The sequence below is a fragment of the Altererythrobacter rubellus genome, from assembly GCF_030284385.1.
GTDB lineage: Bacteria > Pseudomonadota > Alphaproteobacteria > Sphingomonadales > Sphingomonadaceae > Erythrobacter > Erythrobacter rubellus.
The window spans coordinates 1,875,249-1,887,378 of the sequence record NZ_CP127221.1 but is presented as its reverse complement, the minus strand read 5'-3'; the positions used below and the strand labels follow the sequence as shown (position 1 = coordinate 1,887,378).

Annotated in this window: 15 protein-coding genes and 1 pseudogene; 7 read left to right on the top strand and 9 right to left on the bottom strand. The window is 54.7% G+C overall.

All coding sequences use genetic code 11. The annotated features are described in order from the left end of the window. Positions 1-155: 155 nt before the first annotated feature. Genes QQX03_RS09440 through QQX03_RS09430 form a run of 3 tightly spaced genes read right to left on the bottom strand, consistent with a single transcriptional unit; the run spans position 156 to position 2,059 of the window. On the bottom strand, positions 156-902 hold the full coding sequence (locus QQX03_RS09440; protein WP_285975490.1) for a MauE/DoxX family redox-associated membrane protein: 747 nt from the start codon (positions 900-902) through the stop codon (positions 156-158). A 17-nt stretch (positions 903-919) separates the two neighbouring features. After that, entirely contained in the window at positions 920-1,429 is a 510-nt protein-coding gene (locus QQX03_RS09435) for a DUF305 domain-containing protein (protein ID WP_285975489.1), read from the bottom strand. Continuing rightward, positions 1,430-2,059 carry a DUF2231 domain-containing protein gene (locus QQX03_RS09430; RefSeq protein ID WP_285975488.1) on the bottom strand — a complete coding sequence of 210 codons (630 nt, stop codon included), beginning with the start codon at positions 2,057-2,059 and terminating at the stop codon, positions 1,430-1,432. A 96-nt stretch (positions 2,060-2,155) separates the two neighbouring features. Here QQX03_RS09430 and QQX03_RS09425 point away from each other — a divergent pair, with 96 nt between their 5' ends. From QQX03_RS09425 to QQX03_RS09410, 4 genes are all read left to right on the top strand, one after another. Further along, positions 2,156-2,428 carry a metal-sensitive transcriptional regulator gene (locus QQX03_RS09425; RefSeq protein ID WP_285975487.1) on the top strand — a complete coding sequence of 91 codons (273 nt, stop codon included), beginning with the start codon at positions 2,156-2,158 and terminating at the stop codon, positions 2,426-2,428. Positions 2,429-2,430: 2 nt separating this feature from the next. Beyond that, entirely contained in the window at positions 2,431-4,194 is a 1,764-nt protein-coding gene (locus QQX03_RS09420; protein WP_285975486.1) for a copper resistance system multicopper oxidase, read from the top strand. Between the two features lie 329 nt (positions 4,195-4,523). Beyond that, complete coding sequence (locus QQX03_RS09415) at positions 4,524-5,300, top strand: copper resistance protein B (RefSeq protein ID WP_285975485.1); 777 nt, start codon at positions 4,524-4,526, stop codon at positions 5,298-5,300. Positions 5,301-5,303: 3 nt separating this feature from the next. Then, a complete protein-coding gene (locus tag QQX03_RS09410; RefSeq protein ID WP_285975484.1) occupies positions 5,304-5,792 on the top strand; it encodes a DUF411 domain-containing protein in 489 nt (162 codons plus the stop codon). Positions 5,793-6,069: 277 nt separating this feature from the next. On the opposite strand, the gene QQX03_RS09405 is transcribed toward QQX03_RS09410, so the two are convergent. Then, positions 6,070-6,483 carry a DoxX family protein gene (locus QQX03_RS09405; protein WP_285975483.1) on the bottom strand — a complete coding sequence of 138 codons (414 nt, stop codon included), beginning with the start codon at positions 6,481-6,483 and terminating at the stop codon, positions 6,070-6,072. 183 nt (positions 6,484-6,666) lie between these two features. Here QQX03_RS09405 and QQX03_RS09400 point away from each other — a divergent pair, with 183 nt between their 5' ends. Continuing rightward, positions 6,667-7,548, top strand: a complete 882-nt coding sequence (locus QQX03_RS09400; RefSeq protein ID WP_285975482.1) for a DUF1295 domain-containing protein — start codon at positions 6,667-6,669, stop codon at positions 7,546-7,548. Between the two features lie 6 nt (positions 7,549-7,554). Here the strand turns inward: QQX03_RS09400 and QQX03_RS09395 are convergent. Further along, positions 7,555-8,049 (bottom strand): annotated as a pseudogene (locus tag QQX03_RS09395) (class I SAM-dependent methyltransferase). On the opposite strand from QQX03_RS09395, the gene QQX03_RS09390 reads away from it, so the two are divergent. Beyond that, the gene (locus QQX03_RS09390) at positions 8,020-8,514 is read left to right on the top strand and encodes an ATP-binding cassette domain-containing protein (protein ID WP_285975481.1); all 495 of its coding nucleotides are present in this window, start codon (positions 8,020-8,022) and stop codon (positions 8,512-8,514) included. The pseudogene QQX03_RS09395 and the gene QQX03_RS09390 overlap by 30 nt on opposite strands. Positions 8,515-8,521: 7 nt before the next feature. On the opposite strand, the gene QQX03_RS09385 is transcribed toward QQX03_RS09390, so the two are convergent. The 3 genes from QQX03_RS09385 to QQX03_RS09375 are packed head-to-tail and all read right to left on the bottom strand — an operon-like array spanning position 8,522 to position 10,693. Then, a complete protein-coding gene (locus QQX03_RS09385; protein ID WP_285975480.1) occupies positions 8,522-9,262 on the bottom strand; it encodes a molybdopterin-dependent oxidoreductase in 741 nt (246 codons plus the stop codon). Continuing rightward, the gene (locus tag QQX03_RS09380) at positions 9,252-9,923 is read right to left on the bottom strand and encodes a cytochrome b/b6 domain-containing protein (protein ID WP_285975479.1); all 672 of its coding nucleotides are present in this window, start codon (positions 9,921-9,923) and stop codon (positions 9,252-9,254) included. The genes QQX03_RS09385 and QQX03_RS09380 overlap by 11 nt, the downstream gene beginning before the upstream one ends. Continuing rightward, on the bottom strand, positions 9,920-10,693 hold the full coding sequence (locus QQX03_RS09375) for an SDR family oxidoreductase (protein WP_285975478.1): 774 nt from the start codon (positions 10,691-10,693) through the stop codon (positions 9,920-9,922). Before QQX03_RS09375 ends, QQX03_RS09380 begins: the two co-directional genes overlap by 4 nt. Before the next feature lie 63 nt (positions 10,694-10,756). Between QQX03_RS09375 and QQX03_RS09370 the strand changes: the two genes are divergently transcribed. Further along, on the top strand, positions 10,757-11,602 hold the full coding sequence (locus QQX03_RS09370) for a PhzF family phenazine biosynthesis protein (RefSeq protein WP_285975477.1): 846 nt from the start codon (positions 10,757-10,759) through the stop codon (positions 11,600-11,602). A gap of 71 nt (positions 11,603-11,673) precedes the next feature. On the opposite strand, the gene QQX03_RS09365 is transcribed toward QQX03_RS09370, so the two are convergent. Further along, entirely contained in the window at positions 11,674-12,039 is a 366-nt protein-coding gene (locus QQX03_RS09365; protein ID WP_285975476.1) for a glycine zipper 2TM domain-containing protein, read from the bottom strand. Positions 12,040-12,130: the final 91 nt, after the last annotated feature.

Sequence of the window (12,130 nt, the reverse complement as noted above, 5' to 3'; positions counted from 1 at the left end):
GCTCTGATTTTATTGGAAAGTCGTTCAACTATCTCATTGTCCTCATTATACTGGGGGTAACGCGTGCAGCGGACCTCCGCTACCATTTTTTTGTTTAATATCAATAGCTTAAGACGAATTTGACTGGTTGTCAACATCTGTCAATGAACGCATTTCTACAGGTTCATTTTCACGATCATCCAAATAGCCATGCCCATCATCATTAAATTCTCAGTGAGCGATATAAAGCCAAGGGGCACATTGCTATCCCCGCCGACACAGGCGCATTTGAGTTCGCGCTTGTCGATGTAAACAGCCTTGAAGACCGAGACCGCTCCTACCGTTCCGATGAAAAGCGCGACCGGAATCGAGATGAATGGCAAAATTCCGCCAATCATCAGTAATCCTGCCAAGCCTTCGCCATAGGGATAGACGTAGCCATAGGGCACCCACTTCTTTGCCAGCAGGTCGTAATTGAGAAACATGGTCGAAAAGCTCTCGACATCGCGCAGCTTGAGATAGGCAAGTCCGCACATGGAGAATGCGATAAACCACTCGAAGGTGCGCAGCGTTATCCACTCACCTTCGGCAACGAAGGCTGCCATTAGCGCCATCAGGAAAGTCATCGCAAATAGCGCGATAACAGGGCGATAGGTCGTCTCGTCTTCGCCCTTTGGCTCTTCTCCAAAATGCGCACGCAAATCGTCATAACCACCGATACGCTTGCCATCGATGAAAGTTTGCGGAGTGGTCTTAACCCCATGCTTTTCCTTGAAGGCGTCGGTTTCTTCGCGCGTAGTCAAGTGGTGATCCTCGACCTCAAATCCCTGCTTTTTGAGCAGGTGTTTTGATTTAAGGCCGTAGGGGCAGACATGCTTTTCCATGACCATCCGATAGAGCTTTGCTGTTTTGGTCTGTGCCATGTCCACTACCCTCCCGCTTACAGTTCACCTTCAAATTCAGGCACAGGCCGAGCCTCGGCCTCAGCTTCCGTGGTCGCGCGCCCGTTCGTCTCGATGTCATCAAGTAACCACTTCATCTCATCGATTTCGCGGCGTTGCGCCTTAATGATTTCGTCTGCCAATTCGCGCACGCGCTGATCTTCGATATTGGCGCGCTCACTGGTGAGAATGGCAATCGAGTGATGCGGGATCATCGCGCTCATCCACGCCTCATCAGCAATCGTGTTCTGACTTCGCACAAGGAAAAGCGATCCTGCGAACACAACCGCTGCGCCCACAAAGATTGCAATGTTGACTTTCGTTTTCTTATACATGCCCAGCATGAAGGCGAGCATGATGATTGCCATCATCGCGCCCATGTAGAGCGCCATCCAGGCGCGCGTCTCACTGAAAAACACGTGGCCTAGTTCGTAAGTGTTCAAATACATCAAGCCATACATGATGACTGTAGAGGCCAGGATCATGGCCGCAAATCTTCCGTAACTCATTTAAGAGCCCCCTTTCGGATTTAAGTTAAGGTGGTCAGGGCCCAAGGCGAGCTCGCCACCCAAATAACCCTGAACTATCAATGCAATAGCAACTGAAAACACTAACAGGCGGAACAGGTTGCGGTTCCATTTTCGTGCGTGAATGAGCGCAGCAATCAGTGCAATTGCGACAAGCGCCGTTCCGTTCCAGCGATGCCAGAACAGTGTTTCGGATCGGTCGGTCAAACGGAAACCGCCTGCAAACCATCCGAGGATAACCGCCCCTATTCCGGTCAACGCACCCGACCATACCAAAAAGCCAACCGTCCTCTCCAGTCCAAGAGTTGGTCGAATGAGAAGCGCAAGTTCGGCAATGGCAGCGAAAAAAAGAAGAGCAATCGGGAAGTGAACGGCTGCCGGGTGAAGGCGACCCAGAAAATCGGCAACATCAAATGCACTTTCGTCGACAACGATTGCTGGATCTTGATCAACCTTCGGTGCGGAGCTTTCTGTCGCAATTTCCTGCTCGGTTTGATCCTGTCGGTGAGCCTCATGTGCTGTCACAGGCGACCCAACCGAAAAGACCAGAGCGACAATGACAAGCAACACGCCAAAAACCGCCAAGCGCGGTTTAAATAAATTTTTGTGCATGCGGTCCCTTGTCGTCGTCATTGATCGATCTATCTAATTGCTATACCATACTCCCCTAGGGTATATTTTGCAACCTTGCCGAGGACATACGAGACGATGAGCGAGAAGTTCCAAAAAGAAATCGCCCGCATGAAGCGGATTGAAGGACAGGCACGCGGCATCTCCAAAATGATGGAGGAAGGACGCTATTGCATCGACATCCTGCAACAGATGCAGGCAATGGAAGCGGCTCTGAAGTCAACGAGACAGAAGGTGCTTTCGATTCATGCAGGATGCTGTGTGAACGAAGCGATTGAAAGCGGCGACCGCGAGGCTCAGCGCGAAAAGTTTACGGAACTCGTCGAACTCTTTGGAAAGATGGGCAGGTAAGTATGAAGCGTAAACCTGCCCCCATCGACCAGTCGCGAAGAAACCTTCTCAAGGGCTCACTAGCCGTTGGCGGCATGTTTGCCCTCCACTCAATGATGCCCGCCTGGGCTTCTCCAAAAGGTTTGGCCCACGCGCCTGCGACGAAGAATGGTGCCACGCTGTCAGGCGAGGACATCGCGCTATCAATTGCCAACTCGTCCTTTTCGATTGGTAACCGCACCGGACATGCTGTGACCGTCAATGGTTCACTTCCCGCACCGCTCATTCGCCTGCGCGAAGGGCAAAATGTTAGATTGGCTGTCACCAATCATCTTGAAGAAGATACATCTATCCACTGGCACGGCCTTCTTTTGCCTTTCCAGATGGACGGCGTTCCGGGCGTTAGCTTCCCGGGCATTAAGCCGCATGAGACATTCGTTTATGAATTCCCGATTATTCAGTCGGGGACATATTGGTATCACAGCCATTCGGGCTTGCAGGAAGCGATGGGGCATTACGGTCCGATTGTTGTTGATCCCGCAGGTACTGACCCCATTCAATATGACCGCGAACACATTATTGTGCTCTCGGACTGGAGCTTCATGCACCCGCATGAGATCATGCGAACGCTCAAGCAATCGCCCGACTATTTCAACCGCCAGCAGCAAACCCTAGCAGGCCTTCTGGCAGGTGAAGGTCAGGATATAGAAGAGCGCATTCGCTGGGCAGGCATGCGCATGATGCCCTCAGATATCGCCGATGTGACGGGCGCAACCTACACCTACCTTATCAATGGTCACGGTCCGAACGAGAATTGGACAGGGCTGTTCGAGCCGGGTGAGCGCGTTCGCCTACGTATCATCAACGCCTCTGCCATGAGCATATTTAATGTGCGAATTCCTGGCCTTTCGATGACTGTGGTCAATGCTGACGGAGAAAACGTCCAGCCTGTTGAGACAGACGAATTCCAAATCGGTGTTGCCGAAACCTATGACGTGGTGGTCACACCGCGCGAGGATCGGGCTTACAGCTTCGTCGCAGAAAGCATTGATCGTTCAGGACTAGGCCGTGCAACGCTAGCACCGCGCCTCGGTATGGAAGCTCCCGTGCCAGCTCTCAGGGAACGTCCAACGCTCACCATGCGCGACATGGGCATGGGCGGCATGGCCAGTATGGGCGATGGTGAAGATCACTCCGGCATGGACCACGGCAGCATGGATCATGGGGACATGAGCATGCGTGACCCTGAAAACGCTCCTGGAATCGACGTCAATCCGGGTGTTGATATGATTGCCCCTAACCCTGCCGACCGAACAGGTGATCGCGGCCTCGGCCTCGAAAACGTCCCGCACCGTGTTTTGACTTACACGCAACTTCGTTCGCTTAATCCTAACCCCGATCCACGCAGTCCGAGCCGCGAGCTAGTCATCCATCTGACAGGGAATATGGAGCGTTATATGTGGTCCCTCGACGGACGACGCTTTGCCGAAATCGTAGAGCCAATCCGTTTTGCACGCGACGAGCGGGTGCGCGTCAAACTCGTGAATAATACGATGATGACGCACCCGATTCACCTGCACGGACATTTCTTTGAGATCGTCAATGGGCAGGACGGGCACCAGCCGAGGAAGCACACCGTCAATGTCCTTCCCGGAGGCTATGTGAAGTTCGACCTCACTGCCGATGCACCAGGAGACTGGGCGTTTCACTGCCACCTTTTGATGCACATGCACGCAGGCATGTTCAACGTTGTGAAGGTTCGCCCGATGGAAGGTGAACCGACATGAGAACAGCCCTTATTATTGCCGCACTAGCTCTTCCAATTCCTGTCGCTGCACAGCAGATGCACCATAGCGCACATAGGATGGAAGCACCTGCTCAAGACGCACAGATAGAAGACCCTCGCGCAGGCCATGACATGTCTAATCCGCATGAAGGTCACGACATGGGCGATATGTCTGAGAGTTCAGACGCGGCAACCGATCCTCACGCGGGCCATGACATGGGAATTATGCAAGGCCAGGACACAACCGAACCCGACCCCCATGCCGGTCACGATATGAGTGACATGCAAGAGCAAGGCAGCGACGATGCGGACCCGCATGCAGGACATGATATGGGTGGTATGGACGCGATGTCTCTTCCACAATCAGGCCCGCCTCCTGAGGCTTTTTCCGGCCCTGAGCATGCCGCCGATACCATTTTCTCTGACTCTGAGATGGCAGCATCGCGTGAACAGCTTCGCCGCGAACAAGGCGGTGCGATCAACTCGCTCATCAGCATCGACCGATTGGAACTGCAATCGGGTGAAGGTGCAGATGCTTACGTTTGGGAAGCCAACGCATGGGTTGGCGGCGATCTCAACAAACTTTGGATTAAAACCGAAGGCGAGGGCGAATTTGAAGAGTCCCTTGATGATGCTGAGGTGCAAGCTTTATGGAGCCGTGCCATCAGCCCTTGGTTCGATTTTCAAACAGGCGTGCGATATGATTATCGCCCATCTGAACCTGACACCTCACACCTCGTGTTGGGTGTGCAGGGATTAGCCCCCTATCTTTTCGAGGTCGATGTTGCAGGCTTTGTCTCTGATGAGGGTGATTTTACCGCACGGGCAGAGGCTGAATACGACCAGCGCATTACGCAACAGCTGATTTTGCAACCGCGCGTTGAGCTGAATATGTCAGCTCAGGACATCCCCGAACTTGATATCGGAAGCGGGCTTACCAGCCTCGATGCGGGACTTCGATTGAGATACGAATTTGTGCCTGAATTCGCGCCTTACATCGGCGTCGAATATCAAACCGACCTTGGTGAAACACGTAATATAACACAAACGGAAGGGGGAGACCCGGATCGCACCGTATTCGTTGCAGGTGTGAAGTTTTGGTTCTAAATCATGATACGCTTACTACTTACAATTTTTCTTTTTTCAGTGCCGCTAGGCTTGGCTGCCTGCTCGGAAGAAGAACCCCAAAATGCTGAAAATATCGCGGTTGAGGAAGTGTCCGCTCTGCCGCTAATTACAGTTCATAAAACACCGACATGTGGGTGTTGTAACGCTTGGATAGATCATTTGCGCGAGAACGGTTTTGAGGTGAGTGCTATTGATGTCGAAAACACCACACCTATCGCCAGCCGTCTTGGCGTGCCGGATAATATGCGCTCCTGTCACACAGGTGAGGTCGATGGCTATGCATTGGAAGGTCACATCCCGGCAGAGGACATAAAGCGTCTGCTAGATGAACGACCTGATATTGCAGGCCTCAGCGTTCCTGGAATGCCTTTGGGTTCCCCTGGGATGGAGGCTGGTGGCCAGACGCAACCTTACACAGTCTTTGCGATTGGGCACGATGGAGCCACCGAGGCTTTCGCTCAGCACAACTAAAGCGTTGTAACTAAACGGACTTTCGTGCACTGAATCTACCTAGTTCTGCAATTTGCCTCGCTAATCTAAGGCAAACATCGTTCGAGGCTTCATCGCGGGGGTAACGCGTGCAGCGGACCTCCGCTACCATTCCCACTGCCGAAGTCTCATGCGTATGAGTGTGCGCAGCAGTCTCAGAATATTTCAAGCGAATTGATCGCAGCAATGCTTGCAGGGATCGCATTGCTGAACAGATGTCATGGCTTCTCAATATTTCGCGTGGTTGCGGCGCTTAGCCCTAGACAGATTTGTCGCTTAGCCACCAACCCGCTATCGATAGTGGCCTGACTGTTGCCGTGCCTGCCAGCACCAGCAGTCCGGCAAGAATTCCCAAATTCTTGAAGAAATTCTGTGTTTCGCGCTCGACCATATCCGGACCTATTGTCCAGAAATCGTGCAGCATGAAATTGACCAGCAAAACATAGATTACGAAGCCATAGGCGACCAGTCGGACATGCCGACCCGCGATCAGCGCCAGCCCGCCCAATATGTTTATGGAGGCAGAAAAACACATCAGCGGTGCAGCAAAGGGGATCGCGTGGCTTTCCATATAGGCGATGGTTTGGGCGGGTCCTGCGATCTTTATCAAACCCGGCATCAGGAAATATAGCCCCAGCAGAACCCTTCCGATTGTGATGCTTAGCTGTCCCATTTTGCTGTCTCCCTTGATGCAGGGTCCGGCCTATAGTTCCGCAGCCCGTTGAACAAGGCGCAATCCCCATCCCAAGCCGAGTTTGGCGTTTCAAGCTGCGACTTGTTAATCGCCTGCATCTTTGCCGGATCGATTTGTATTGCTACTCGTTCCAGGACAAAGCAATTTTCGGGGGAGCAGATAATGACATTCAAAGGTGCTGCGAAAAGTTTGACGGTTGTCGTCTTCGCGACAATTCTGGGGGCAGGTTTTGCCTACCTTGCGGGCGCAAACAGCGTGTCGATGGGTGTGCATTCAGCGGTTTTCGTGTGCGCCATGGTGGCCTTTGCGGTGAACTGGCTGGCGTTCATCCCCTCGGCTTTGGCGCAGAAGGATACCTATTATGACACGGTCGGCGCGCTGTCCTATCTCTCTGTCATCGCGGTGGCGGCGTATAATTCGGCGCCGCTGGACGCGCGCGCGATGGTGGTGGCAGCGATGGTAGGTATCTGGACTATCCGGCTGGGCAGCTTCCTGTTTACACGCATTCATGCCGCAGGTGGTGCGGATGAACGGTTCGAGAAGATCAAGGTAAATCCTCCGCGTTTCCTGGTTGCATGGACATTGCAAGCGGTGTGGGTGATCTTCACCGCGTCCGCAGCACTGGTTATTATCACAGCGCAAGAAAGCGCGCCGCTGGGACTATTCTTCTGGGTGGGCGCAGCGATCTGGGTGATCGGATTCGGCTTGGAAGTGGTCGCGGATAACCAGAAACGGCAGTTCAAGAAAGATCCGGCGAACAAGGGCAAATTCATCCAGAGCGGCCTGTGGGCATGGTCTCAACATCCGAACTATTTCGGAGAGATCACGCTGTGGACCGGCATTCTTGTGATTGCGATGCCGCTGCTTTCAGGCTGGTCATGGCTGGCGGTGATATCGCCCATTTTCGTCTTCCTGCTGCTGACGCGGGTGAGCGGGATCAACCTGCTCGATGGCATCGCCAAAGAACGCTGGGGGGATGATCCGGATTATCAGAATTATCGCAAGAACACGCCAAAACTGTTTCCGCGCCCGCCAAAGGGGTGAGGGTGGCTACTCTGCCGCTTCCTTTAACTCCGGATCGAAGCGCCATTTGGGTACTTCGCCTTTCTCGCGCAAGCGGGCCGACTCCTCGACTATATACTCGCGGGTCATCGGCACCGCTGCGCGATCTTTCACATACTGGATTTGCCAGTTCACCATCGTGCCATTACGGAAGCTTTGCTCTGCGCCGGCGAGGTAGAACAACCACATGCGGTAAAACGTCTCGTCAGACATCTCCGTGATTTCCTCGCGGTGCATGACGGTGCGTTTGTACCATTCCTCAAGCGTGTAGGACTAGTGGAAGCGCATCGCCTCCACATCCATAATCTGCCAGCCGGTCTTCTCGCTTTGAGAGACAAGTTCGGACAGTGCCGGAATGTAGCCGCCAGGAAAGATGTATTTGCGCGTCCAGGCATCGGTGAAGCCAGGCTTGCCAGCGCGGACGTGACGGCATTGCCGTTTTACCGTCGGGCGATGCTGGGACTTGCGTATTTGCCCGAGCAACCATCGATCTTTCGTGGACTTACCGTCGAGCAGAACATCCTGTCCATGCTGGAAATAGTCGAACCCGTGCGCGAGCAACGGGACGCCAAACTCGAGGAGATTCTTGAGTCGCTCGATCTTGCCCGGCTGCGCAAGGCGTCGGCCAATTCCCTTTCGGGCGGTGAAAGGCGGCGATGCGAAGTGGCTAAGGCGCTCGCGCTTGATCCGGCGTTCATGCTGCTTGATGAACCATTCTCGGGCATTGATCCGCTTACCATCGCCAGCATCAAGCAACTGATCCGCGAGATGCGGACGCGCGGCATTGATGTCTTGCTCACCGATCAGAACGTGCCCGAAATGCTCAGCCTGATTGAGCGTGCATACGTAATGGATGAAGGGCGGGTAATTTTTTCCGGCACGCCGGATGAAATGATGCGCGCACCGCTAGTGATTGAGCACTATCTCGGACGGAAGCCCGCCAAATAGGGATCAATCACATCCCCGCATACCACTGATATCCGTAGTTATCTTCCCAGAAGCCGCCTTTGCCGCCTTCGATATCGTCAAGGCTGGCTACCGCTTCGATGCCGGTAAGATACTTGGGATGCTTGTAGCCAAGTTGACGTTCAATGCGCATCCGCAACGGAGCGCCGTTCTTTTCCGGTAGCGGCTCGCCATTGAGTGCATGCGCCACGATTGTCTGTGGATGGTAGGCATCGACCATATCGACGCTCTCGTAATAGCGCTTGCCGTAGAGAATATCCGCGCAATAGAAGGCAATGAAGTTGGCTGCCGGAAGCACTTCGGCGGCGTCAAGCAGCAACGATAGCTGCGGCCCGGTCCATTCCCCGATCGCACTCCAACCTTCGACACAATCGTGCCGGGTAATCTGTGTCCGCTGGGGCAGGGTGCGAAGGTTTTCGAGCGAGAATGACATCTCGTTCTTGACCAATCCGCCGATCCGCAGACGCCAATCGGGGAAGCCTTTGCTCAGCTGATCGCGATAGATGTCACTGTCGACCGTTATCGAACCATTGCCCTTAAAGACCGGAGAAATATCGGACTTGGCAAATTCAGGAGCAAGAGCCAGACGGTTTGCCAGCGCGCGATGCGCCTTCATATGCCAGTTTTCCGCCATGTCGAACAGCGATTGGCCCGCACGGCTTTCAGAGGTTTTCGAGCATGCCCCGGCGAATAACGCACCAAGGCCAACGAGGGCTGCTCTACGTTTCATCCACGCCTCCGGTGATCATGTCGCGCATTTGCTTCGCAGGGCCGGAAAGCAGCACGAGCAGGATGTGAATGACGAAGAATGCGAACAGCGTCCAAGCAGCAAGAAAGTGGATCGACCGGGCGCTTTGCCGCCCCCCGAAGATATCCACCAGCCACGGCGCGGCCGGCTCGAAACCGGGGCTGATTGCAAGGCCGGTGAAAACCATAACGGGCAGCAAGACACCCAGTACGATCCCGTAAGTCAGCTTTTGCAGAAAGCTGTATTTCGCGCCAACATGGGTGAAATCGAGCTTCGCGTGTTTAACAACATCAGCCCATATTGCAGCTGGTTTCCATTCTTCCTGGCGTGTTCGCAGGTCACGCCAGAAATGCCCGCCGATCAGCATCGCGATCCAGAACACTAGCAATCCGACGCCAAAAGGCCATGAAAACAGCACGTGCCAATCGCGCGATTCGGCCAGATCATAGCGCTGCGGAAGTGTCGCCCAATCCGGGAACCGGATGACTGCGGTCCACGCCTCTGACGGCTGCGACCCCGCATCACCCCAATAGAGGTATCTGTGCGCGTTGGAGATGCCGAGACCGCTCATAAACAACACAATCACACATAGCGTATTGAGCCAGTGCCAGATACGCGTGAGCAGGGAGTGCTTCTTTTTCATCGTGCGGTTCCCTTAGCCATTTCGCGAGCGAGATAGATCACATCGCGATCCTGATCGAGCAGATGCTGCCCGCTATCGACAAAGATGGACTCGCCGCTGCGAACATGACCGCGTGACAGCATAAGTGCAGCATCGGCAATTTCATCCGGGCCAGTCTTACGGCCAAGTGGATTCAAGCGATGCGAGATTTCGATTTCGTCGGGTGATTGGTCGTGACTAGGCAGTATCGCACCTGGAGCGATGCCGTACACGCGGTCATCGGGATCGGTCGTGTCCTTTGCCAGCATTTTGATCGTCGATGCGAGCGCATGTTTGCTCATGGTGTAACTGAAGAAGTCCGGATTGGTATTCTCGAGCTTTTGATCTGTGACGTGGATTACAGTGCGCCCGGCGCCGCTTCGCGCTGCCGCCAGGAATGCTTGCGCCATGCGCGTGGGAGTTTCTGCGTTAACCTGCATCGCATACTTGTTCGTTGCGGGATCAAGTTTGGTTGCATCGTCATATGAAAATACCGAAGCATTGTTGACCAGCACGCGCCAGTCGGTCAGCTTGCCCGCAAGCTCGTGCACCATTGCGACTGCCGCATCCCCGTCTAGCAGATCGCATCGGAAAATCTCGGCTGAGGACAATGTATTTGCCAGTGCGCGCGCTTCCTCGTCAGAGCCGCGATAGTGGATCACACAGTGCCAGCCTGCATTCGCAAATGCCTGAACGATGCTTGCGCCGATACGCGCTGCTCCGCCGGTAACGAGAATTGCTGGCCTGGACATCAAATCTATTCAGCAGAAATGCGTCAACTTGGCTAGAGAGCGTGCGAAGGTTGGAGAAACGCGATGAAAATTGATCTGGTGGATGTATTCGGATCCGGCCCGCTCAGCGGCAATCGGTTGGCGGTGGTTCATGGTGCGGGCGACTTGTCAGCAGATCAGATGCTGGCGCTTACAAAATGGTTGGGGTTTTCCGAGACGACCTTTCTGTTGCCACCTAGCGATTCTGCGGCCGATTATCGTGTGCGGATATTCTATCCGGGCGGCGAACTGCCGTTTGCCGGCCACCCCACATTGGGAAGCTGTTACGCTTGGCTCGAGGCGGGCGGATCGCCACAGCAAGACGGGGTGGTGATACAGGAATGCGGGGTGGGGCTGGTCGAAGTTCGTCGAAACGGAACTCAACTGGCATTCAAGGCGCCGCCGTTTACCAAGCAAGGCGATCTGACTGCCGAAGAGCGCGACAATGCGATCAAGCTGACAGGGGTTGACCCAGATGCTGTTGTCGAAGCGGTGCATGTTCAAAATGGCCCGCAATGGCAATTGCTCAGGCTCGCAAGCGCGGCAGATGTTTTGGCAGCGGATCCGGTATCGAAAGCGCCGTTGGGAACCGACATCGGGCTAGCCGGGCCATGCGAGGAACGTGCGGATGCGGATTGGGAATTGCGCGCATTCTTCGTCAACGCCGCGGGTCGTTTTGTAGAGGACCCCGTGACCGGCAGTTTCAACGCGGGCGTGGCGATGCATTTGTTCGGCAGCGGGCTGGCGCGAGGCAGTTACCGCGCTGCGCAGGGGCGCGAGACCGGTGCGGACGGTCTGGTCGATTGCAGACAGGAAACAGATGGAAGTATCTGGATCGGGGGGCGCTGTGCGATGGTTGCGCAGGGTGGGGCGCTGCAACCGATCGCTTAGGTAAAGAAAAGGGCCGCCTCTTAAGATGAGAGACGGCCCGGTACCGAATCTTTAGCAATGTTATCCTCTGATCAGCGGCACTGCAGATCGCCTCGATCAATGGCGCGGCCTAGCACGCCACCAAGCGCCGCGCCGAGCAAAACTCCCAGCGTCTTGTCACCGTCACCGGGAAGCTCGTGACCAGCCAATGCGCCAACACCAGCACCGATCACCAGGCCGGTCGTGCCGTTATACCGCTTGCAGTAATATTTCCCGTCGCGGCCGCGCCATATGCGTGAATCCCGAGAGATCCGGCGCGGCGAGATGTAATAACCATTGGCCTCGTAGATACCGGCACGGCCTTTCGCGCGCTTGCCATGCGCGGGCGGATCAGCCAGCGCTGGTGCCGCAGGAATTGTCAAAGTGGCGGTGGCGATTGCCAAAGCGAGCTTCTTCATTTGGGTACCTCCCAAGATAATTTCATGCGCAGCATATGCAGATCGCGATCAAAACCTTGCATGAACGCGGGCGGTTTCCGCGGTATTAGGA